At 57.6% G+C, this 23762-nt stretch carries 17 protein-coding genes, 1 tRNA gene and 1 pseudogene; 15 read left to right on the top strand and 4 right to left on the bottom strand.

Annotated elements, in window-relative coordinates; translation table 11 throughout:
* The first annotated feature begins 1 nt into the window (after nucleotide 1).
* From nuoL to DFR30_RS09485, 11 genes and pseudogenes are all read left to right on the top strand, one after another.
* Nucleotides 2-1963 carry an NADH-quinone oxidoreductase subunit L gene (gene nuoL, locus DFR30_RS09535; protein ID WP_132972654.1) on the top strand — a complete coding sequence of 654 codons (1962 nt, stop codon included), beginning with the start codon at nucleotides 2-4 and terminating at the stop codon, nucleotides 1961-1963.
* A gap of 103 nt (nucleotides 1964-2066) precedes the next feature.
* Complete coding sequence (locus DFR30_RS09530; RefSeq protein WP_132972652.1) at nucleotides 2067-3581, top strand: NADH-quinone oxidoreductase subunit M; 1515 nt, start codon at nucleotides 2067-2069, stop codon at nucleotides 3579-3581.
* An 8-nt stretch (nucleotides 3582-3589) separates the two neighbouring features.
* Nucleotides 3590-5026, top strand: coding sequence for an NADH-quinone oxidoreductase subunit NuoN (nuoN, locus tag DFR30_RS09525; protein ID WP_132972650.1), 1437 nt, complete (start codon nucleotides 3590-3592; stop codon nucleotides 5024-5026).
* 15 nt (nucleotides 5027-5041) lie between these two features.
* Nucleotides 5042-5401 (top strand): DUF2818 family protein, encoded by a 360-nt coding sequence (locus DFR30_RS09520; RefSeq protein ID WP_132972648.1) that lies wholly within the window; start codon nucleotides 5042-5044, stop codon nucleotides 5399-5401.
* Between the two features lie 24 nt (nucleotides 5402-5425).
* Nucleotides 5426-5502, top strand: a tRNA-Met gene (locus tag DFR30_RS09515).
* A 136-nt stretch (nucleotides 5503-5638) separates the two neighbouring features.
* Complete coding sequence (locus DFR30_RS09510) at nucleotides 5639-5929, top strand: type II toxin-antitoxin system RelE/ParE family toxin (protein ID WP_132972646.1); 291 nt, start codon at nucleotides 5639-5641, stop codon at nucleotides 5927-5929.
* 17 nt (nucleotides 5930-5946) lie between these two features.
* Entirely contained in the window at nucleotides 5947-6213 is a 267-nt protein-coding gene (locus DFR30_RS09505) for a HigA family addiction module antitoxin (protein ID WP_132972644.1), read from the top strand.
* Nucleotides 6214-6374: 161 nt separating this feature from the next.
* Nucleotides 6375-7925, top strand: a complete 1551-nt coding sequence (locus DFR30_RS09500; protein ID WP_132972642.1) for a winged helix-turn-helix domain-containing tetratricopeptide repeat protein — start codon at nucleotides 6375-6377, stop codon at nucleotides 7923-7925.
* A gap of 99 nt (nucleotides 7926-8024) precedes the next feature.
* Nucleotides 8025-8873 (top strand): class I SAM-dependent methyltransferase, encoded by an 849-nt coding sequence (locus tag DFR30_RS09495; RefSeq protein WP_132972640.1) that lies wholly within the window; start codon nucleotides 8025-8027, stop codon nucleotides 8871-8873.
* A gap of 190 nt (nucleotides 8874-9063) precedes the next feature.
* The gene (locus DFR30_RS09490) at nucleotides 9064-9315 is read left to right on the top strand and encodes a hypothetical protein (protein ID WP_165869160.1); all 252 of its coding nucleotides are present in this window, start codon (nucleotides 9064-9066) and stop codon (nucleotides 9313-9315) included.
* A gap of 105 nt (nucleotides 9316-9420) precedes the next feature.
* Nucleotides 9421-9600, top strand: a pseudogene (locus tag DFR30_RS09485) (HigA family addiction module antitoxin); the annotation flags it as partial.
* A gap of 144 nt (nucleotides 9601-9744) precedes the next feature.
* Here the strand turns inward: DFR30_RS09485 and DFR30_RS09480 are convergent.
* Nucleotides 9745-10119: a type II toxin-antitoxin system death-on-curing family toxin gene (locus tag DFR30_RS09480; RefSeq protein WP_132972634.1), complete on the bottom strand. Its 375-nt coding sequence runs from the start codon at nucleotides 10117-10119 to the stop codon at nucleotides 9745-9747.
* 411 nt (nucleotides 10120-10530) lie between these two features.
* On the opposite strand from DFR30_RS09480, the gene DFR30_RS09475 reads away from it, so the two are divergent.
* Genes DFR30_RS09475 through DFR30_RS09460 form a run of 4 tightly spaced genes read left to right on the top strand, consistent with a single transcriptional unit; the run spans nucleotide 10531 to nucleotide 17214 of the window.
* On the top strand, nucleotides 10531-11253 hold the full coding sequence (locus DFR30_RS09475; RefSeq protein ID WP_132972632.1) for a TVP38/TMEM64 family protein: 723 nt from the start codon (nucleotides 10531-10533) through the stop codon (nucleotides 11251-11253).
* A gap of 2 nt (nucleotides 11254-11255) precedes the next feature.
* Nucleotides 11256-13505 (top strand): glycoside hydrolase family 15 protein, encoded by a 2250-nt coding sequence (locus DFR30_RS09470; protein WP_132972630.1) that lies wholly within the window; start codon nucleotides 11256-11258, stop codon nucleotides 13503-13505.
* On the top strand, nucleotides 13505-14794 hold the full coding sequence (locus DFR30_RS09465; RefSeq protein WP_132972628.1) for a glycosyltransferase: 1290 nt from the start codon (nucleotides 13505-13507) through the stop codon (nucleotides 14792-14794). Before DFR30_RS09470 ends, DFR30_RS09465 begins: the two co-directional genes overlap by 1 nt.
* Nucleotides 14791-17214, top strand: coding sequence for an endonuclease/exonuclease/phosphatase family protein (locus DFR30_RS09460; RefSeq protein WP_207891868.1), 2424 nt, complete (start codon nucleotides 14791-14793; stop codon nucleotides 17212-17214). Before DFR30_RS09465 ends, DFR30_RS09460 begins: the two co-directional genes overlap by 4 nt.
* Before the next feature lie 82 nt (nucleotides 17215-17296).
* Here the strand turns inward: DFR30_RS09460 and DFR30_RS09455 are convergent, their stop codons facing one another.
* The 3 genes from DFR30_RS09455 to DFR30_RS09445 all read right to left on the bottom strand — a co-directional run bounded on the left by DFR30_RS09455 (nucleotide 17297) and on the right by DFR30_RS09445 (nucleotide 23718).
* On the bottom strand, nucleotides 17297-18424 hold the full coding sequence (locus DFR30_RS09455) for a glycerate kinase (protein ID WP_132972626.1): 1128 nt from the start codon (nucleotides 18422-18424) through the stop codon (nucleotides 17297-17299).
* Between the two features lie 76 nt (nucleotides 18425-18500).
* A complete protein-coding gene (nifJ, locus tag DFR30_RS09450) occupies nucleotides 18501-22073 on the bottom strand; it encodes a pyruvate:ferredoxin (flavodoxin) oxidoreductase (protein WP_207891867.1) in 3573 nt (1190 codons plus the stop codon).
* Complete coding sequence (locus DFR30_RS09445; RefSeq protein ID WP_132972624.1) at nucleotides 22066-23718, bottom strand: NAD(P)-binding protein; 1653 nt, start codon at nucleotides 23716-23718, stop codon at nucleotides 22066-22068. Before DFR30_RS09445 ends, nifJ begins: the two co-directional genes overlap by 8 nt.
* Nucleotides 23719-23762: the final 44 nt, after the last annotated feature.

Raw genomic sequence — 23762 nt, 5'->3', positions numbered from 1 at the left:
CGTGGAGACTGTTTATCTCGCCATTGTTCTTGCGCCGCTGATCGGTTCACTGCTGGCCGGCCTGTTCGGCAAGTTTATCGGCCGTAGCGGGGCGCATTGGGCCACCATCCTCGGTGTGGGTACGTCATTTGTCCTGTCGGTGTTTGTGTTCAAATACATGGTCATCAATGGGGGCGAGCCGTTCAATGGCACCGTCTATACCTGGATGGTGTCGGAAGGCATGCGCATGGAAGTCGGCTTCCTGGTCGACCGGCTGACCGTACTGATGATGATGGTGGTGACGTTTGTGTCACTGATGGTGCACATCTACACCGTCGGTTACATGCACGACGATCCGGGCTATCAGCGTTTCTTCAGCTATATCGCACTATTTACCTTCTCCATGCTGATGCTGGTCATGTCCAACAACTTCCTGCAGCTGTTCTTCGGTTGGGAAGCCGTGGGGCTGGTGTCCTATTTATTGATCGGCTTCTGGTACAAGCGGCCCTCGGCGATATATGCCAACCTCAAGGCATTCCTGGTCAACCGTGTCGGTGACTTTGGTTTCCTGCTCGGTATCGCCGCCATCGCCATGTACTTCAATACACTGGACTACGCCGAAGTCTTTGCCGCGGCACCGTCTATGGCGGATGCGCAGATCGAAATATTCGATGGCGTGCCCTGGTCGGCCATGACGGTGATCGGCATCCTGTTATTCATCGGTGCGATGGGCAAGTCTGCGCAGGTTCCGTTGCACGTGTGGTTGCCGGATTCCATGGAAGGCCCGACACCGATTTCTGCCCTGATCCACGCAGCAACGATGGTTACGGCCGGTATCTTTATGGTGGCGCGCATGTCACCGCTGTTTGAATTATCCGAGACGGCACTGAGTTTTGTGCTGGTGATCGGTTCGATCACCGCGCTGTTCATGGGCTTTCTCGGGCTGGTGCAGAACGATATCAAGCGGGTCATTGCCTATTCGACCCTCTCGCAGCTGGGTTACATGACGGTCGCGCTGGGTGTGTCGGCCTACTCGGCGGGTATCTTCCACCTGATGACGCACGCCTTCTTCAAGGCCTTGTTGTTCCTGGCAGCCGGTTCGGTGATTATCGCCATGCACCACGAACAGGACATCCGCAAGATGGGTGGCCTGAAAAAATACATGCCCATCACCTACTGGACTTCACTGGTTGGTTCACTGGCGTTGATCGGTTTCCCCGGGCTGGCCGGGTTCTTCTCCAAGGATACGATCATCGAGGCGGTGCATGCCTCGCAGATTGCCGGCTCCGGATTCGCCTATGTCGCTGTGCTGATGGGCGTGTTTGTAACGGCGTTGTACAGCTTCCGCATGTTCTTCCTGGTGTTTCATACCAACGAGCGGTTTGACGACCACACGCGTCAGCACCTGCACGAAACGCCGGCCGTGATAACGATGCCGCTGGTCATGCTGGCGATCCCCTCTGTGGTGGCCGGTTACTGGATCGACCCGGTCGTGTTCGGGGACTACTTCGGTGATGCTATTTTCGTGAGCCATGCGCACGATGTCATAGGTCATCTGTCGGAAGAGTTCCATGGCGCCGCCGGTTTCATCCTGCATGGCATGCAGGGCCCGGCATTCTGGTTGGCGATGGGTGGTCTGTTTACCGCCTGGTTCGTGTATATCAAAAATCCGGGTCTTGCTGACAAGGCGAAAAACGCGCTGCTTCCTGTTTACCGTGTACTGGAAAACAAGTACGGCTTCGACCGATTCAATGAAATTGTATTCGCCGGTGGCGCACGCGGTACCGGCTGGACCCTGTGGAAACTGGGTGATGTGCTGATAATCGATGGCCTGCTGGTCAACGGCAGTGCAAAAGTGGTGGGCTGGTTTGCCGGCATCGTGCGTCATGTCCAGTCCGGTTACCTGTACCACTATGCCTTCAGCATGATTATCGGCCTGCTGCTGCTGTTGTGGTGGACGGTCGGGTTTGTGCCCAATGGTTAGGAAACCTGTGAATAATTTGTCATCCCGGCACCTGCCGGGATCCAACGTGCTGAAACCCCTGGATCCCGGCATGCGCCGGGATGACGGGCGAAAGGAATAAGGGATGAGTGAGTTACCCCTGCTCAGTATTGTGATCTGGCTGCCGATTATCGGTGGCCTGGTGGTGCTTGCTGCCAGTGAATGGGAAACCATCAACCCGCGCCCGATTGCACTCGGCTTTGCGGTCGTGACTTTCCTGATGAGCCTGATGCTGTATACCGGCTTCGACGTGAGCACGGCAGACATGCAGTTCCAGGAACGCGCCTCCTGGGTCGAGACGTTTAATATCTGGTACCACCTTGGCGTGGACGGTATCTCCATGCCGCTGATTATCCTGACGGCCTTTACCACCGTGCTGGTGATACTGGCGGGCTGGGAAGTGATCAAGAAAAAACCGGCCCAGTACCTGGCCGCTTTCCTGATCATGGAAGGGTTGATGAACGGTGTGTTCGCGGCACTGGATGCGATGCTGTTCTACGTGTTCTGGGAAGGCATGCTGATCCCGATGTTCCTGATCATCGGCGTGTGGGGCGGGCCGCGTCGTGTGTACGCGACCATCAAATTCTTCCTGTACACCTTCCTTGGGTCGGTGTTCATGCTGGTGGCGCTGATCTACATGCACACGCAGTCCGGCAGTTTCGCCATCCTGGATTTCCATACCCTGAAACTGGGGCTAACCGAACAGATCCTGATCTTTATCGCCTTCCTGCTGGCGTTTGCCGTCAAGGTGCCGATGTGGCCGGTGCATACCTGGTTGCCGGATGCGCACGTTGAAGCGCCCACCGGTGGTTCGGTGATCCTGGCGGCCATCATGCTGAAGATCGGCGGCTACGGCTTCCTGCGTTTCAGCCTGCCGATTACACCCGATGCGAGTAACCAGCTCGACTGGCTGATCATCCTCATGTCACTGGTGGCAGTGGTCTACATCGGCTTCGTGGCACTGGTACAGCAGGACATGAAAAAGCTGATTGCCTATTCGTCGATTGCGCACATGGGTTTTGTCACACTGGGCTTCTTCCTGATATTTACCATCATGGACAACAACGCCGGCAGCAGCCATGGGTCGGTAATGGCCCTGGAAGGTGGCATGGTGCAGATGGTGTCACACGGCTTTATTTCAGCGGCCATGTTCCTGTGTGTCGGCGTCCTGTATGACCGCATGCACAGCCGCGAGATCGCTGATTACGGCGGTGTGGCGAATACCATGCCGGTCTTCGCGGCCTTCATGATGCTGTTTGCCATGGCTAACGCCGGCCTGCCGGGGACGTCCGGGTTTGTCGGCGAGTTCATGGTGATCCTGTCCAGCTTCAAGGCAAATTTCTGGATTGCATTCCTGGCGGCGACCACTTTGATTCTTGGCGCCTCCTACACCTTGTGGATGGTGAAGCGGGTGATGTTCGGCGAAGTGGGTAACGATAATGTCGCGGCATTGACCGACATCAATGGCCGCGAAGCCGTAATCCTCGGCAGCCTGGCGGTTATGGTGTTGTTCTTCGGTTTGTGGCCCGGTCCGCTGGTTGAAGTGATGGAAACCAGTATTCAGAATCTTGTCGCACATATCGCGATATCGAAGCTATAGGAATCGGCATGATCATCGTACCCGCCAGTGAATTTGTCATGATACTGCCCGAGATCTTCGTGCTCTCGATGACCTGCCTCATCCTGGTACTGGACCTGTTCCTGAGTGATGATGAACGCAAAATCAGTTACTGGCTGACCCAGCTGACACTGGTGATCGCGGCCGTAATTACCCTGTCTATCGACAAGGGCGAGACACAGTTGCTGTTCTTCGGCACCTTTATATCCGACCCGATGGGCGCCGTGCTCAAGGTGTTCATCTACCTGGTGACCGGTCTGGCGTTCCTGTATTCGCGTTACTACCTGACAGCGCGCGGGTTGTTCAAGGGTGAGTACTACGTGCTTGGCCTGTTCGGCATGCTCGGTATGATGGTCATGGTATCAGCACACAGCCTGCTGACGGTCTACCTGGGACTGGAGCTTTTGTCTCTGTCCCTGTACGCGATGGTGGCGTTTAACCGCGACTCCTATCCCTGTTCCGAAGCGGCGATGAAGTATTTTGTTCTGGGTGCACTGGCGTCCGGCATGTTGCTGTACGGTATGTCCATCCTGTATGGCTTGACCGGCACCCTCGACATCGGCCTGATTGCCGATACGCTGAGCCGGCAGGAAAGCACCGTCCCGCTGGTGTTTGGCACAGTGTTTATCGTAGTAGGCATTGCATTCAAACTGGGCGCCGTACCGTTCCACATGTGGGTGCCGGATGTCTACCAGGGTGCACCGACACCGGTAACGCTGTATATCGGCAGTGCACCCAAGATTGCGGCCTTTGCCATGGTCATGCGATTGCTGGCCGAGTCGGTTGGCTCCCTGCATGCAGAATGGCAGGGCATGCTGGTGATCCTTGCCGTGTTGTCACTGGCTATCGGTAATGTGGTCGCCATTGCACAGACCAACCTCAAGCGTATGCTGGCCTACTCGACCATTTCCCACGTGGGCTTCCTGCTGCTGGGTATCCTGGCCGGTACACAGGCCGGGTACTCGGCAGCCATGTTCTACATCATCACCTATGCACTGATGGCGGCCGGCGCTTTCGGCATGATCATCCTGCTCAGCCGGTCCGGTTTCGAAGCTGACGAGATCGAAGATTTCAGGGGACTGAACCAGCGGAATCCCTGGTTTGCACTGGTGATGTTGATCCTGATGTTCTCCATGGCGGGTGTACCACCGACGGTCGGTTTCTATGCCAAGCTGTCCGTGCTACAGGCTATCGTGGACCTGGACATGATCTGGCTGGCCGGCGTGGCGGTATTCTTCTCGGTGATCGGTGCGTATTACTATATTCGCCTCATCAAGGTGATGTACTTCGATGACCCGACTGACGATCAGCCACTGGCCACAGATTTCGACCTGCGCTTCGCGCTGAGTGCGAACGGGCTGGTCATCCTGCTCCTTGGTCTGTTCCCGGGTAGCCTGATGGCCCTGTGCAGCCAGGTCATCCCCTGATACCCGCCTGAACCCATGACCAGCCAGACTGCCATTATCCTGTTGCTGGTACTTGCCGTGATCGCGGCAAACCTGCCGTGGATCAGTAATCGCATCCTGTTTATCTATACGCCGAGCGGTGGGAAATCCCCCTGGGCACGCCTCGCCGAGTGGCTGTTGCTGTACTTTGTGGTCGGTGGACTGGGTATGGGGCTGGAGCAGAAGAGTATGGGCGAAATCCACGCTCAGGACTGGGAATTCTATGCAATAACCTTCTGCCTGTTCCTGGTTTTTGCCCTGCCGGGCTTCATTTATCGCCACGAACTGCGACATCTCATCGATCGCGAGAAAAAACGCGCCGCTAACCCGCGTAAGTCCTTGCAGGACGGCCAGTAAGCCATTAGAATGCGCGCTTCCTGATGCGGGGTGGAGCAGTCTGGTAGCTCGTCGGGCTCATAACCCGAAGGTCGTAGGTTCAAATCCTGCCCCCGCTACCAATTTTAAAAGCTCAAGTGAGTCAATCACTTGGGCTTTTTTCGTCTCAGTATCTGCGATTAAGTGGTAACCCCGGTATCCTTTGGTAGTTGATCTGCCTCTTGATCATATTATCGGGTTTCGATAACATGATATTCCATGATTGAATCATTCGGGAATCGCCTGGCGGAGGATCTTTTCTACGACCGGCGTTCCCGTGCAACCCGCTCGTTTTCTCCAGAGTTAAGGAGGGCGGCGAGACGGAAGCTGTTATATATACACGATGCATCTGAACTGAAAGACCTGCGTGTGCCGCCAGGGAACCGGCTTGAAGCACTGCGAGGTAATCGGAAGGGTTACCACTCAATCCGTATCAATGATCAATGGCGGGTTGTATTTCGGTGGCAGGGTGGTAACGCCTTCGAGGTTGAGGTCGTTGATTATCATTGAGAGTAGAGGTTTTAACAATGAAACAGCCAGTTAATCCGTTCCATCCGGGAGAAATCCTGTTAGAGGAATTTCTTCAGCCTGCGGGAATGACGCAGGCTGCATTTGCTGAAAAGCTGGGGTGGACCCGTGCACGTTTGAATGAACTTATCCGTGGCAAGCGGGGGATAACTGCCGATGCCGCACTGGATCTGGCCGAGGTGTTGGGAACTTCACCAAAGCTCTGGCTGAATCTGCAAGGAACCTATGATATTGCGCAGGCGATGAAACGTCGGGATGTGGCGTAAATCAGTCAGTCGGGGCTATCGAACGGTTGACGGGCTGCCGGGCGAGTCATTCGCGGTCAGAGCTGCTGCTATCCTGTAAATGTCCTGTTCAACCCGGTTATCTGCCTGGACAGGATTTGCCATCCGGGTCTGTCTGTTACGGCAAGTTCAGGAGAAGTGGCATGATTCTGTGTTTTGGCGATTTCGAACTCGATACTGACCGCTATGAGCTACGTCAGCATGGTGAATGTCGCCAGCTCGAACCACGGGTGTTCGATCTGATTGCGCATTTCGCCAGTCACCCGGCCCAGCTGTTTACCCGCGACGAGCTAATCGATGAAGTATGGAATGGCCGTTTGGTATCGGATACCACTATCTCGACTTGTATCAAGAACGCGCGCAAGGCACTCGGTGACAATGGTGTTACACAAAACTATATCAGGACAATACGCGGCCGCGGGTTTCATTTTACGAAAAACGTATCAGAGCGTCGGACACAAACAGGCCGGACTCCTGCGCTGTCGGGGGCACGGCCGATCCGCCCCGGCAACACCGGGCCCTGTTTGCTTATATTGCCGTTTCGGACCTTGTCAGGCAACCCGGAGATCATTCGGCTTGCGGATGGCTTGACCAGTGCCCTCAGCACCATTCTGACCCGTATTCCGCTATTGCGCCTGAGTGCCCGGACCACCCGCTACAACAACACCGCTGTGGCGCCGGGCGCAAGGGACTTGCATGATGAACTCGGTGTCGATTTTGTTATCGATGCCAATCTGCAGGAGATCGAAGACCGGGTTCGCATTACCGTGCAACTGACCGATGCACGATCTGACCTGCGCCTGTGGGCTGAGCAGTTTTCGATTCCGGCGAATGCTGACAGCGCGATTGATAAAGGCGTAGTGGCCATCATTGCCAAACTCGAACCGCAGCTGCTTCGCGCGATTTACAATACCCTGCGTTCCAATGACGGCGAACCCAACGCGCGGCAACTGTTTCTCGAGGCATACAGCATGCTTGCGCTAAGGGGATGGCATCACGATTCCTTTTCGGTAGCCGCAGAGCTGTTGCGCCGAAGCTGGACACTTGAACCGGACTTTGCCCTGGCGCCTTCCTGCCTGTCGTTGGTCATGGGATTTGGTGAGCGGGTTGGATTGATCGGCGACCGCGACAGCGCCAGGGCCGAGGCCCTCGATGCAGCCGAACGGTCGTTACACCTCGACAGCATGGACTCGACCGTGCTTGGTTTTTCGGGCTGCGCCCTGGCAGACATCGGCTACCCGGACAGGGCGATACGGATACTCACCAACGCGGTTGAGATCAATCCCGCCAATGCCCAGGCCTGGGCTGCACTCGGATCCGTGTGCATGCTACAGGGGCGACTCGATGAGGCAGTCACGCATCTGGATCATGGTATGAGTATCAGCCCCCTCGACAGTCGCCTGTCAATCTGGGGGGCATTCCTGACGCTCGCCCTGCTATTGTCCGACGACGTCGAAGCAGCCTTGCAGCAGGGGCAGCTGGCCTGTCAACGCGACGACCACAGCTATATGCCGCGGGTCATTCTTGCCGGGGTGCATCTGGTGCGTGAGGAACACGAACGCGCGCGTCAGACACTTGACGATGCCTACCGTATCAAACCGGACTTGTCGGCGCTCCAGATAACAACCTTGCTGGGTAATGAACTCGGTGGTGCGTTGGCGCAGTTTGGGCCGTCTGGCAGCGGGGCGAGCTGACTTACCCTCAGTCCCCACCGAAACCACACGCATTCTTCAAGTTACCGGCGCAGATCAAGCATAGACTTTTTCCTGTAATCACACTGACAGGAGAGAGCCATGACCACTGCAAGCTCGACCAGCAAGACAACCATTACCGATACAGTCAGACCGGACTACACGGCCATCAAAACCAAACAGCAAGCCACCTGGAATACGGGTGATTATGGTCGCGTGGGCGTGACGCTTCAGATTACCGGCGAACAGCTCTGCGAATCCATGGACATGCGTTCCGGCCAGTCCGTTCTCGACGTTGCCGGCGGCAATGGTAATGTGTCACTGGCAGCAGCCCGGCGTTTCTGCCGGGTCGTGTCGACAGACTACGTGCCTTCGCTGCTCGCCCAATCGCGCACCCGCGCCGATGCCGATGGCCTGGCCATTGACTATCAGGAGGCGGATGCGGAAGACCTGCCGTTTTCCAATGCCGTCTTTGACAACGTTGTTTCCACGTTCGGCGTCATGTTTGCACCGGATCAGGCGCAGGCGGCTGCAGAACTGCTCCGGGTATGCAAACCCGGCGGCAAGATCGGACTGGCCAACTGGACGCCGACGGGTTTTATCGGCCAGATTTTCAAGACTGTCGGTGGGTATGTTCCGCCACCACCGGGCCTGAATTCCCCGGCTGCCTGGGGGACAGAGCCGTTTTTACAAGAACATTTCGGGACACAGGTCGAGAACATCAGGGCCACGCCACGCCAGTACATATTTCGCTATCACTCACCGGCGCACTGGCTCGACCTGTTCAGGTCCTACTACGGGCCGCTGGTCAAGGCCTTTGAGTTCCTCGATGAGGCCAGCGGTGAATCCCTGGGGCAAGATATCCTGCGCCTCATCGGTAACCTCAACCAAGCCACCGACGGGACGATGGTCGTACCATCGGAATACCTGGAAATTGTGATCGACCGCTAGCCGTCATTAAAATAACGACAGGAGAAAGATCATGCAACAAGAAGAGTGTATAGGAAGTATAAACCCGGTATTCGATGAATATCCAGCCTAGGCATTAATTTACACATGCCGCGTAGCGCGGCCGGACAGATCGACCAGCCATGGACTGATCTCAAGGCAAGTGCACCGGACCCCGGATGCGGATGTAGTGGTGGTGTTATCGGTAATTGTGCTGGCAAATAAACTCGGCATCACCGATCCAGCAGAAATGGATGATATCGAGCTGGATCTGTTGAATCAGCTCTACAATGTTGTCATCAACTCGGTTCTGGTTGATCAGCCCATCACTATTGCTGATATCCGCGAGTGGCATCGCCGTTGGCACTGTTGGCGGAAAATTAATAAACGAGCAGTCAACGGTATCTTTGTAAGTTGTGCCACCTCCATTAAATACCGTGCGTGACTTTTGACGGGATCAGTAGTGCATTGTCCTGCACTGTGCTGCAACGCTAGCAACGGGCGCCCCCACAAGTGCTTGATTTTAAAAGAGCGGTAGCAAGCCGCATTTGCTGAAAAGCTGGGGTGGACCCGTGCACGTTTGAATGAACTTATCCGTGGCAAGCGGGGGATAACTGCCAATGCTGCACTGGATCTGGCCGAGGTGTTGGGAACTTCACCAAAGCTCTGGCTGAACCTGCAAGGAACCTATGATATTGCACAGGCGATAAAACGTCGGGATGTGGCGTAAATCAGTCAAGATGAATTTGGATCGATCTGCAAGAAGTTATGCTGAATACTGTACGTAATTATTTACAGGATCAGTTATGCATTGTGGTGCAACGGATGCCACGGTGGTGAGGCGTTCAGGTGCGTTACCATTCAATGCTTAAAATCATGCTTTCTGTATCGAGGCCTGTAGCCAGGGCAATAGATGCGCGTAGTCACATTCACCGCGTTCCAGCCAGCCAATGATAAACCGATGTGCAGCATCGGCTTCCACTACACATTTCCAGCCATTCAAGCGTAAAAACACATCGGTCGAAAAAAATGCCACGCGCTTTTTACCGTCCACAAAGGGATGATTTATGATCAAGGATTCAAACAGGGCGGCGGCCATCTCCGCGATGTCCTGGTAGTAACCGGTACGGGGCCGGAACAGGGCGCTTTCCAGCAAACCCAGGTCACGTATGCCCGGCGGTCCGCCAAAATGTTCAATGAGGCGTTCATGAATGGTCAGAACTTCGTCCAGGCTGAGGTACTGAATCATAATTACTTTGCTAACAAGCGGCCAAGTGTTTCGTTATCCCGAATGGAGACCTCTAATCCGCATTGTGCCCCGGTTTTTTTGCCGGAGCCGACACCATGCGGTTCCCTATCCTCAAGCGATGTACCCGCCGTGGGTTCTTTCACCGCGGCAGTACACGTTCCTGACCGACCATTTCACCGGGGCCCGGTAAATCGTCGGTTCGCTTTATTTGTCACTGTGCTACCGTTTCTTTGTTGCTCCAGATCACTGTCCCTGGCTGGTAAAGTATAGGCCTTTGGCATATATGGTTTAATGTAGTGCGAGCCATTTAACTGGAAAGGGAGTACAAACTGATCCCGAAACCACGACAGTATTTGGTCTGCGCGCCTTACACCAATGATCTGCGTCGAGGGCTGAGGGAGGGTAGCGGGCATGTCGGCTAATCGCAGTTCGGCCATTTGGGGCATTATTGCCAGTATCGTGTTCGTCACAGTCGTGGTGGGTGTGTTGCTGCTGTTCGACATCGACGATCAGGTGCTGCGGTTACTGGCGTGGCTCGACGCGCAGGGCGCCTGGGCGTCACTGCTGTTTATACTGATTATGGCCCTGGTGGTTGTGCTGTTGTTGCCGGGTGTATTGTTTACCACTGGCGCCGGTTTTGTATTCGGTGTGGTGGAGGGGACACTCTATGTCGTAGTCGGAACCACCCTCGGCGCCGTGATCGCCTTCCTGATAGCGCGCTACCTGTTTGGGGAACGGGCCGCCCGCTTTGTTCGGCAGCACGCCAGATTGAAGCTGGTCAGCGAGGAACTGACGCCCCAGGGCTGGAAGATTGTCATGCTTACCCGGCTGATACCGCTTTTCCCGTTCAAGCTCTCCAACTATTTTTTCGGGCTTACGGCTTTCTCGTTACGGGGTTTCAGCGTCGGCACCTTTCTCGGCGTCATTCCGCTCTCGCTGAACAATGTATATCTCGGTTCGATTGCAGCTGATGTTGCTATGCTTGGGACACGCAACACCGGGCGGACACCGCTCGAATGGGGCCTGTACAGTGCCGGTTTTCTGGTCGCTGTCGGGGTGGTGGTCTATCTCGGCCGGTTGGCGAGCCGGACCCTGGCAAAGTACACCGATGAGGAAGACACGAAGGGAGAATAATAATGCCGTGGTTAAAGTGGTTGCCCTGGCGATTCTTTATTCGCCGTATTGCCCGCGCTCACGGGTTCCTTGACCCGGTGGCACTGCTGGCGCGGTTGCACCGCTTCGCACAGCCTGCCGAGGTGGCAGAACCGGTTGAGCTATTACGCGCCGGGGTGGTGTTCCATGCACGTGGGCTTATTAATGCCCGCGTTATCCAGCACAACCTGGACTGGGTCTGGCCCTGGTGGATCGAGCGGCAGTACGATCCCGAAGACGACGCCTTTGTTCCCCGTGCCTTTTCCATCACGCATGTTAATTTAACCCACCGTAACTGGACGGCCGTCGGGCTACCGGATATCGATGAATTGCCGATAGTCGATCCACGCGGTCTGCTCACACCGCTCTACGACGGCTGGTCGCTGGATGCCTGGGTGATGAGGGATGACGGACACTGCCTGTTGCCATCACGAACAAAGCAAGTCAGTCAGCACTGGGACCTGGGCGACAGTCTTGCGGTGGTCACCGAAACCGCACAAGACGGTCAGACCTTGTGTAGCCATGTTTCGGTGCAGCTTGAATCTGCAGTACCCGTTTGTCAGCTGCGGCTAAGCGCCGGTAGTGAACAGGGCGGGTGGCTGGTGCTGGCACTACGCCCCTGCAACCCTGAAGGGATCAGTTTTATTCACCAGGTCGAGCTCTCTACCGGGCGTACGGACTGGACCATCGACGGACAGCGTGCCGTTACCTTCGGTGCAGCGGCGGAACGGCACCATGTTGCGGACTATCGCGGCGGTGATGTGGCGATCCATCTGCAGGATCGGGAGGAGGAGACGGCAGGTGTGTGTGAGGTGGGTATGGTGACAGCGGCGGCATTGTTTCGTCTGGCACCCGGGCAGCTGCGCGATCTGGATGTGCATATACCGCTTGCACATGGCCCTGCTCACGCGCAGTCGATTTCCACTACGGGCTGGCAGGAAGCACTGCAGGGCTGCTGCCAACTTCGTATAGCGGATGAAAAGGTACAGTTTCTTTACGCTGCTGCCTTGCGTACGCTGATCCTGCATTCGCCCGGTGATGTCTATCCCGGGCCTTACACCTACAAGCGCTTCTGGTTTCGTGACGCGGCTTTCATTATCCATGCCCTGTTATGCGCCGGCCTGTCGGATCGCGGTGAACGCGCCCTGGATCGTTTCCCGAGCCGGCAGACCGTAGCTGGCTACTTCCATTCCCAGGAGGGTGAATGGGACGCGAATGGTCAGGCGCTGTGGATCATGCAGCGCTTTTGTGCATTAACGAACACGCCGCCCAAACGTAGCTGGCGGCAAGCCATCCTGCGTGGCGCCCGCTGGATCGGCAGAAAACGGCTGAGCGGTGAAGCCGACTCACCTCATAGCGGGTTATTACCGGCCGGTTTCAGTGCCGAACATCTCGGGCCTAATGACTACTACTACTGGGACGACTTCTGGGGTATTGCCGGTTTGCGTGCCGCAGCGGATCTGGCCAGCACTATGGATGATAAAGTTGCCAGTCAGGAATTCCTCGCCGAGGCTGATGCATTTCAGGCCGATGTTGATAAAAGCCTCGCCCGCTGTGCTGAACGGCTTGCACGTCCCGCGATGCCGGCTGCGCCCACTCGCCGCCTGGACGCTGGTGCCATCGGTTCGCTGGCGGCGGGTTACCCGGTACAGCTTTGCCCGGCGGACGATCCACGCCTGCTCGATACAGCCGCATTTCTGCTGGACAACTGCAGCGTTCATGGCGGTTTCTTCCAGGACATGATTCACGCGGGTATCAACCCCTACCTGACGCTACACATTGCCCAGGTGCTGCTACGTGCAGGTGATCCACGCTACCTGGAATTACTGGATACTGTCGCGGCGCTGGCCAGCCCTACCGGGCAGTGGCCGGAGGCGATCCATCCGCGTACTGGCGGTGGTTGCATGGGCGACGGCCAGCATGTGTGGGCAGCGGCCGAATGGGTGATGATGGTGCGCCACTGTTTCGTGCGTGAGGAGGGTGACGGTTTGATCCTGTGTCAGGGGCTACCCAAGCGCTGGCTTGAGGGCGGTGCAGTGGCGAACTTCGGTCCTGCGCCAACCGCTTTCGGCACACTGACCCTTGAACTTGTTCCCGGCGACAAGCATGTCAGGGTCAACTGGGAAGCCGAGTGGCACAACAGTGCGCCGCCCATCGAGGTACGTCTACCCGGTTTCCGGCCTGTGGCGGTGCAACCCGGCCAAAGTGCTGTTGAACTGCACAAGGAAGCGTGATGAATATTGTAATGCTGACCAACACCTTTATCCCGCACGTCGGTGGGGTAGCGCGCTCTGTGTCGGCCTTCACTGCCGAATACCGACGCCGTGGCCACCGGGTATTGGTCGTTGCGCCCGAGTTCGATAACCAGCCCGCTGACGAGATGGACGTCGTACGCGTCCCCGCCATCCAGCACTTCAACGGCAGTGACTTCGCTGCACCCCTGCCGGGCTTCAGCCTGCTCGGCGAAGAGCTGGATGTGTTTCAGCCCGATATCGTACATGCCCATCATCCCTATCTGTTAGGTATGACCGCGTTGCGTATCGCGCGCTACCGTAAGCTGCCGCTGGTATTTACCCACCACACCCGCTACGAACAGTACACCCATTATGTGCCACTCGATTCGCCGGCCTTCAGACGTTTCGTGATCGAACTGGCTACCCGCTACGCCAACCTCTGTGACCAGGTGTTCGCTCCCAGCGAAAGCATAGCTGCCTTGTTGCGTGAACGCGATGTGCAGGCGCCCATCGCGGTAGTGCCAACGGGGGTGGATGTGGTGCACTACGCACAGGGTGATGGGGCCGGCTTTCGCAGCGATTGCGGTATCCCTGCCGAAGCATTTGTTGTCGGTCACCTGGGGCGACTGGCACCGGAGAAGAACCTGGAGTTCCTGGCTGGCGCGGTGGTCCACTTCCTCAAGTCTGCACCCGATGCGCATTTTCTGCTGGTGGGCAAGGGTCCATCAGAATCGACCATTCGAACCGTGTTCGAAGCCGCGGATCTGACGGACCGGCTGCATATTGCCGGTATCCTTCAGCCTGCCGAAACAGCCGATGCCTATCACGCAATGGACGTATTCGCCTTTACCTCAAAGAGTGAGACCCAGGGTATGGTACTGACCGAGGCCATGGCCGCCGGTGTGCCGGTGGTGGGGCTGGATGCGCCCGGGGTGCGGGAGGTGGTCAGGGATCAGTGTAATGGCCGCTTGTTACGCGAGGAAAACATCGAAGCATTTGCTGCCGGCCTGCAATGGGTCGCAGCATTGTCTGAAGAAGGCCGGCAAAAACTCAGGCAGGGGGCGAGGGAGACCGCCGAGGCATTCTCCATGCCACGGGTAGCGGACAAAGCTCTTGGTCATTACCAGGCGCTGAGAGAAAAAAGTTATATCACACGCGCTGACGAGTATGAGCAGTGGCAGCGCATCGTGGATCGCATCAAGGCCGAATGGGACATCCTCACGGGTATGGCGGGAGCAGCCACTGTCGCCTTGAGCGAGGCGGAACAGGCTGACCGGACACCACCGTGATCGGCCGCATTGAAACCTGCCTGCGGCGAATACGGCGCGCGTTGAGCCGTAGTGAATGGCTGGCGACCCTGCTGCGTCTGCCAAGGTCCGGGGCACCGTCGACCGCCCCGGGTCTGGTTATGATCCAGATCGACGGCCTGGCCCATACGCAGCTGAAGCGAGCCCTGCAGCACGGCAACATGCCCTTTCTCAATCGGTTGTTGCAGCGTGAACACTACACGCTGCACCGTCAGTATGCAGGCGTACCGGCGACCACCGCTGCCTGTCAGGGCGAGTTGTTTTACGGGGTGAAAGGGGTGGTGCCGGCTTTCAGTTTTCGCGACAGCGCCAGCGGGCGCATCGTCCGTATGATCGAACCCGCCACTGCAGCCGGCGTGGAGCGGGAGCTGGAGGAGAAGGGCGGCGAGCCACTGCTCAAGGGAGGGAGTTCCTACGCGAATAATTACACGGGTGGAGCCAGTGAGCCCCACTTCTGCCCCTCATCGCTGGGCTGGGGACCGGCCCTGCGTGCAGCCAACCCGCTGGTTATGCTGTTTCTGATTCTCAGCAACGCCTACAGTTTCCTGCGCACAGCCGTGCTTCTGGTCGTGGAGCTGGTGTTGGCGGTGGTTGATTTCGTGCGTGGTTTGATTGAAGGTCACGACCTCATCAAGGAACTGAAGTTCGTACCGACGCGGGTGGCGATTTCCATCCTGTTGCGTGAGCTGGTCACCATCGGGGCCAAGATAGATGTCGCACGCGGTGTGCCCATTATTCACCTGAACCTCCTCGGTTATGATGAGCAGGCCCACCGGCGTGGCCCGGCTTCGCTGTTCGCCCACTGGACGCTTAAAGGCATCGACGATGCCATCGCCCGTATCTGGCGCGCGTCGCACCGCTCGGTCCACCGTCACTATGATGTGTGGGTGTATTCCGATCATGGTCAGCAGCAGGTTCAGTCTTATCACAAACTGCACGGCCGCAGCATCGGTGATGCCGTGTCCACGGTGTTCGCAGAGCTCGGACTAACGGCGGGCCCACTGCCGGCGCACAGCCTGCACGGGGTTCAGACCCAGCGGGTACGCCAGCTCGGCGGTAAAAAGATACAGCATTTGTTTCCGGTACAAAGCCTGATGCCAGGCCAGGCGTCCAGTGACCCGGTGGAAGTCGCGGCACAGGGGCCGGTGGGACTGGTTTACTGTAAAGCCGGGCTGGCGCCGGCCGAACGCGATGCCGTGGCACGGGCACTGGTGGCAAGTGCCGGGGTACCACTGGTGCTTGCGCCGGCGGCTTCGGGTGTTGTGACGGCATGGACCGATAGCGGAACCTTTACCCTGCCGCAACAGGCCGCCGATGTGCTGGGTGCGGACCATCCCTGCCTGGAGGAAGCCGCCGCAGATCTGGTCGCCCTTTGTCATCACCGGGATGCAGGAGCGTTTGTGCTCTGTGGCTGGCGTAATGGCGTGACAGCATTAAGCTTTCCTATCGAGAACGGTGCTCACGGTGGCGCCGGGCCTGAAGAGACCAACGCCTTCGCACTGGTACCGACTGATGCGCCCTTGCCGGTCACAGGGCGAGACTATTTGCGTGCCAGTGATCTGCGCAATGCTGCGCTGCATTTTCTGGGTCGCGCCGGTCACGAAACGGCAAAAAATCAAAAGCACATGGATGAACGTTCGGCCGGGATGCGTGTCGCTGCCCGGGATACGCTGCGTATCATGACCTACAATGTGCATAGCTGTATCGGCATGGACGGCAAACTTTCGCCAGAGCGCATCGCCCGTGTGATCGCCCGCTGTGCGCCGGACATTGTGGCCTTGCAGGAACTGGATGTGGGTCGGGCACGCACCGAAGGCATGGACCAGGCCCATATTATTGCCCGGTGCCTGGAGATGGATTTTCATTTCCATCCGGCCATGCACATCGAGGAAGAGCGTTACGGCGATGCGATCCTGACGCATCTGCCCCTGCGACTGATCAAGACAGGAGCGCTGCCGGGATTGCCCGACAAACCGTCGCTTGAGCCGCGCGGGATCCTGTGGGTGGAGGTTGAACTGGGCGGTACAACGATTCAGGTCATGAACACACATCTCGGTCTGTTGGCGCGCGAACGCATTGCCCAGACAGAGGCATTGCTTGGACCGGAATGGCTGGGGCACCCCGCGTGCAGTGGACCGGTCGTGCTGTGCGGCGACTTCAACGCGCTGCCATCCTCGCCCGTGTGCCGCAGGCTGCGTGACCGCCTTAACGACGCGCAGATCGAGCTGGAACATCACCGGCCAAGAGCTACTTTTTCAGGACGCTTTCCCACGGCCCGTATCGACCATGTGTTTGTTGATTCCAGCCTGAGCGTGACCGACATCGAGTTGCCGGATAGCGAACTGGTGCGTGTTGCCTCCGACCACTTGCCGCTCATTGTCGAGTGTCGTATTCCCGATTGACGGCCAGCAAACCCTGATGTATTCATCTTCTCTCCAAAGTCACCGGCTCAGCCGTAACAGGCCGGTGCTTCCGGTGTACCTTTCATAGACAGAACGACCGGGTTGCCAGTGCAGCGGTTTCCCGTAGATACTCTGCAGCGTTCGACATGGCATCCTCGACCGACACGGAGTCCCGGCACAGCGTATAGACTTTCGTTATGCCGATCTTGTCCAGTTCGTTGGCACCTTCACCCAGACTTCCCGCGATGGCAATACAGGGAATGCCCGCTGCCCTGGCGTGCCGTGCAACGGCGGCAGGAGCCTTGCCAAATGCTGTCTGCCCATCAAGCTGACCTTCGGCGGTGATGACCAGGTCCGCGCCCTCCAGTGCGTCGTCGAACTTCAGGAGTTCCAGTACCAGCTCCGCACCCGGTTTTAATTCAGCGTTGAGAAAGGCGATGGCGCCGGCTCCCAGACCACCGGCTGCACCGGCGCCAGCAATGTTGCGTACGTCCTTGCCGAGGAAGTGTTCCAGCTGTCCGGCATACTGGGCCAGTCCGGCTTCCAGTTGCTCCACCTGCGCGGCGTCGGCACCTTTCTGGGGTGCGAAAACCCGGGCCGCGCCTCGCGCACCCAGTAACGGGTTATCTACATCACAGATGACCTGAATCTGTACTTCCCTTAGGCGTGGATCGAGATTGCTGCTGTCGATCCCGGCAATCTCTGTCAAGTGACTGCCACCTGCCTCGACTATCCGGCCCTCGCGATCCCGGAACACTACACCCAGGGCCTGCGCCATGCCCATGCCGCCGTCGCTGGTGGCGCTGCCGCCGATACCGAGCAGGATGCGCTGCGCGCCCGCGTCGAGGGCCGCGAGGATGAGCTCTCCCACGCCACGTGTGTTCGCGGTCATCGGGGCCAGTTCTTGCGGATCGAGTAGTGCCAGACCGGCAGCAGCAGCCGTTTCGATAACAGCCCTATGATGTTCATCGCAATAGAGCCAATCGGCTTCAACCGGTTGACCCAGTGGCCCGCTGACGCGGAGCGTTTTCGGGGCAGCTTTCAGTGCCTGTGTCAGTACCGCAACGAGACCATCTCCACCATCTGCCACGGGCAGCACTACCAGTTCAGCCTGCGGCGCGGCTTGGCGACACCCGGCCGCCAGAGCTTCAGCCGCCTGCGCTGCTGACAGGCTGCCTTTTAGCGCGTTGGGTGCAATGACGATTTTCACAGGTTATTTATATTCGCCCCGGCTATCGGTGTCTAGCGCTCAAGCCGTGCGTCAGTCGCCCTTCAGACTAAAATGGTCAGGCACTCGGATGGAATTTCGAGGGCACCTGCTGTGACATGTACTCGTAGTTCTCCCAGCGTAGATCAACCATCTCCTGGGCAACGCTCATCAGGTGCTCGGCTTCGTCGGGATTGGTCCTGGTGAGAATTTTGTAGCGCATCTCGTTGTAGGCGTATGTCTTGAGCTTGATGGTGGGACGTGGTGAGTCAAGGACAAAGGGCATTTTGCCCGCCTTGCGCAGTTCGGGATTGAAACGGAGAAGCGGCCAGTAGCCACTGGCGACTGCCAGCTTCTGTTGTTCCACTCCCTTGCCCAGATCGTAGCCGTGGGCGATGCAGGGGCTGTAGGCAAGGACGATGGAAGGGCCGTTGTACTCTTCTGCCTCACGCATTGCCAGCAAGGTCTGCTGGGGGTTGGCCCCCATCGCCACACGCGCCACGTAGACGTTGCCATAAGACATGGCCTGCAGTGCGAGGTCCTTGTTACCGACCCGCTTGCCGGCCGATGCAAACTTGGCAGAGGCGCCGAGGGGTGTTGCCTTTGACATCTGCCCACCGGTATTGGAGTAGACCTCGGTATCCAGTACCAGGACGTTGACATTGCGCCCTGATGCCAGCACATGATCGAGCCCGCCAGAGCCGATGTCATAGGCCCAGCCATCCCCGCCGACCAGCCACACGCTACGCCGTACCAGGTGATCGGCAATAGAGAGCAGCTCGCGCGCCCGGTCATCGTCGATTTCCCGCAAGCCTTGAGTCAGTTCCTCGACCCGTGCCCGCTGTTCGCGAATATCAGCGCCGACCAGTTGTTTTGAATTAATAATGGCATCGACAAACCCGGGTTCGAAATGCCCGGACAGTTCCAGCAGGTAGGCCCTGGCCATTGCGGCGTGATGGTCGGCTGCGATGCGCATGCCGAGACCAAATTCGGCATTATCCTCAAACAGCGAGTTGGACCAGGCCGGACCGTGTCCCTGCTCGTTAACCGTCCACGGTGTGGTCGGCAGGTTTCCGCCATAAATAGATGAGCAACCGGTTGCGTTGGCCACCAGCAGGCGGGGGCCGAACAGTTGGCTCAGCAACTTGACGTAAGGTGTTTCTCCACAGCCGGCACAGGCACCGGAGAACTCGAACAGTGGCTGGAGAAACTGGGCGCCGCGTACCGACGAGAAGTCGACGCGGGCACGCGGGTTGGGCGGCAGCGTTTCGAAAAAGGCAACATTCGCGCGCCCTGATTCGTGGATCGGCGCCTTGTCCACCATGTTGATTGCCTTAAGCTCCGGGTTGTCGCTGCTGTGTGCCGGACAGACCTCGGTGCAGAGTTTGCAGCCGGTACAATCTTCCAGGTAGATCTGCAGTGTATAGCGGGTCTCGGGAAATCCCCTGGCGCTCATTGCGGCCGACGGGAAACTGTGCGGTGCCGCTGCCAGTAAACTTTCGTTATAGAAACGTGCGCGGATAACGCCATGCGGGCAAATGAGGCTGCAGTTGCCACATTGAATGCAAAGCTCCGGTTCCCAAAGAGGGACGGTATCGGAAATATTACGCTTTTCCCAGCGAGTGGTACCGCTGGGGAAGGTGCCGTTATTGGGGATCATGCTAACCGGCAGCGCATCACCGTGCCCCGCCATCATCACCGCCGTCACTTCCCTGACAAATCTGGGCGCCTCGGCTGGAACCACCCGATCCAGCGGACGGGTACTGCTGACATGGTCTGGAATCTCGACCTGGTAGAGGTGTTCCAGTGCAGTGTCGACTGCCCTGAAGTTTTTCTCGATGACATCCGTTCCCTTGCGGAAATAGCTCTTCTCGATTGCCTGCTTGATTTTCGTTATCGCTTCATCCCGCGGCAGTACACCGGAGAGAGCAAAGAAACACGTCTGCATGATGGTGTTGATGCGCCGTCCCATACCGACGGCGGCGGCTACGGTACTTGCGTCGATGGTGTAGAACTGAATTTTGCGTGCCAGTATTGTTTCCTGAACAGGTTTCGGCAGACGGTCCCACACCGCGTCACGGCTATAGGGAGAATTGAGCAGGAAGACGGCCCCATCGACTGCGTCCGCCAGGATATTATGTTTCTCGACAAAGTTGAACTTGTGACAGGCAATGAAATTCGCTGACTGAATCAGGTACGGGGCGCGGATGCGATCGGGGCCAAAACGGAGGTGGGAAATGGTCTGCGAACCCGATTTCCTGGAATCGTAGACAAAGTACCCCTGGGCATGAAGGTCGGTATTTTCGCCGATTATCTTGATGCTGTTTTTGTTGGCACCCACGGTGCCGTCTGCACCAAGGCCGTAGAAGAGTGCCCGGGTGACCTCGGGGGATTCGATATCGAAATCCTGGTCATAGTCGAGGCTGGTATGGGTGAGGTCGTCATTGATGCCGATTGTGAAACCGTTTTTTGGTTGTGGCCGGCTGAGTTCCCGGAACACCCCCTGTACCATTGCCGGTGTGAACTCCTTTGATGAGAGTCCATAGCGGCCACCAATCACCCGGGGCAGTTGTGCCAGCCGGCCTTCCGAGAAGGCCGCAAGGAGTGCGGTAGAAACGTCCTGGTATAGCGGCTCGCCAGTCGCCCCCGGCTCCTTGGTACGGTCGAGCACGGCGATGGAGCGCACTGTTGGCGGCAGCGCCTGCAGCAGGTGCTGTGCCGAAAACGGACGAAACAGGCGCGCGTTGATGACCCCCAGCTTTTCACCCTGTGCATTCAGCACCTTGATGGTCGACAGCACCGTTTCGAAGCCGGAACCCATAATAATAATCACGCGATCCGCGCCGGGATCACCTTCATAATCGAACAACTTGTAGTGACGTCCGGTGAGTTGGCCAAACTCATCCATCACCGCCTGGACTATATCGGGCGCGTCCCGGTAAAACGGATTTACCGTCTCCCGTCCCTGGAAGTAGACGTCGGGATTCTGGGCTGTTCCGCGAATGAAAGGATTGTTGGGATTGAGGGCATGTCGGCGGTGTTCGAGTACCTGTTCTTCCTTTATCATGCTACGGATGACTTTGTCCGGGAGCATGTGCAATTTGTTCACCTCGTGGGAGGTTCGAAACCCGTCGAAAAAGTGGATAAAGGGAATACGCGACTTTAACGTTGCGGCATGGCTGACCAGTGCCATATCGTGCGCTTCCTGCACTGACGCGGATGACAGTTCGGCGAATCCTGTCGTGCGTGCTGCCATCACATCCTGGTGGTCACCGAAAATGGAAAGTGCCTGCGCTGCCAGTGAACGTGCAGCGACATGGAATACTGCCGGGGTCAGTTCCCCGGCAATCTTGTACATGTTGGGGAGCATCAGCATCAAGCCCTGGGATGCGGTGAACGTGGTTGTCAGGGCACCGGTCTGCAGTGCGCCGTGTGCAGTGCCCGCAGCACCGCCTTCACTTTGCATTTCGATCACATCCGGAATCTGCCCCCAGATATTCTGCACACCCTTCGAGGCCCACAGGTCGGCCAGCTCGGCCATTGTCGACGAAGGAGTGATAGGGTAGATAGAACAAACTTCACTGACGCGGTAGGCGACATGGGCGACCGCCTCATTTCCGTCCATTGTAGCGATACGACTGCTGTTACCCATGGTGTGCTTCTCCGCTGTTGGCAGGCTCGGGAATCATTTCGATGGCGTGGCAGGGACATTGTTCGTAGCAGACCGCACAGCCGGTACAGCGGGTGTAATCGAACCGGTAGCGAAGTCCTTTGCCGAGTTTGATCACTGCCCCCTCGGGGCAGGCTCCGTAACAGCCATCACACTCGAAACAATTGCCACAGGAGTAACAACGCTGTGCTTCGAACTGTGCTTCCTGCGCATCAAGTCCCTGAACAATTTCGTCAAAACCCTGTGCCCGCTTTTCCCTGTCCAGGCAGGGCTGTTCTGTCTTCGGCGCATCCGTGCGGTACCAGAGGTGGATCATGGTGTGATCTACTACCGGGTGGCGTTTGGGGTAGGAGAAGGGCTCGCCACGAAGATAACCATTGATATAGCGGGCAGCGCGCTTCCCGTGGCCGGTGGCGATGGTGACCGAGCGTTCGCCGGGAATTGTATCACCACCGGCAAAAATCCCGTCGTGACCGGTCATCATGTCGTCTCCGACTATCACTGTCCCGTCGCGATTGAATGATATGCCATCAATCCCCCTGAGGAACGAGGTGTCACTGTCCTGTCCCACTGCGAGAATCACTGCATCGGAATCGAGGGTCTCGAACTTTCCGGTTGGTTGTGGCTTGCCCTGTGCATCGAGTTCCATCAACTCGATCTGCATCTCGCCCTTGTCGACTTCGCTGATGGTGTGCAGCCATTTGATCTCGACACCTTCTTCCAGCGCTTCCTGAACCTCGAAGTCATGGGCGGGCATACTCTTTCGATCGCGGCGGTAGATCACCACCGCTTGTTCTGCGCCAAGCCGCTTCGCCGTGCGTGCTGCATCCATCGCCGTGTTGCCGCCGCCGTAGATAGCGACCTTGCGCCCAAGCAGCGGGGGAGTGCCGCCGTTTGCCTGGCTCAGAAAGGTGACGGCGTCCAGTATTTTACCGGCGTCGCGTGTCGGTATATTGATTTTCTTGCTTATGTGGGCACCTACGGCGATGAATGCTGCCTGGAAGTTGCCGGTTTCCATGTCTGCCAGCAGATCTTCGACTTTGCGATTGAGGACAATCTTCACACCCATGTCTTCGATGCGCCGGATTTCCTGCTGTAACTCGCTGCGTGGCATGCGGTAGGCCGGGATGCCGGTGTGGATCATGCCACCGGCCAGTGCAGCGGCCTCATGGATTTCCACTGCGTGTCCCATGCGGGTGAGGTGGTAGGCGGCAGACAGGCCGCTTGGCCCGGATCCAACAACCAGCACTCTGCCACCCCCGGGTGACGGGGTATAACGGATATTCCATCCTTCCTGCAGCGCGCGGTCTCCGAGAAATCGCTCAACCGCATGGATACTGACACTGCTATCGGTAAAATTCCGGTTACAGCTGTTCTCACAAGGGTGGTAGCAGACGCGGCCATGAACGGCGGGGAGCGGGTTTTCCTCTACCAGCTTCTGCCATGCCTCTTCGAAGTATCCTGCCTGCGCCAGATCGAGCCATGCCTGGATATTTTCACCGGCCGGGCACGCATCATTGCACGGTGGAAGGGAATCCTGGTAAACAGGCCGTCGACTGCGCAGTGCACCCGTACCGACACTGCTACGGGTCAGGTCGGGCGCGTGGGTCATATCCCTTTCAGTCACAGAGCTTCTCCTTGATGGCTTGAGTGTCAGTCTACACTCCAGCA

Origin of the sequence: Thiogranum longum (genome assembly GCF_004339085.1) — a bacterium.
In the GTDB taxonomy this organism is placed as follows: domain Bacteria; phylum Pseudomonadota; class Gammaproteobacteria; order DSM-19610; family DSM-19610; genus Thiogranum; species Thiogranum longum.
This window is presented reverse-complemented; position numbering and strand designations above follow the sequence as displayed.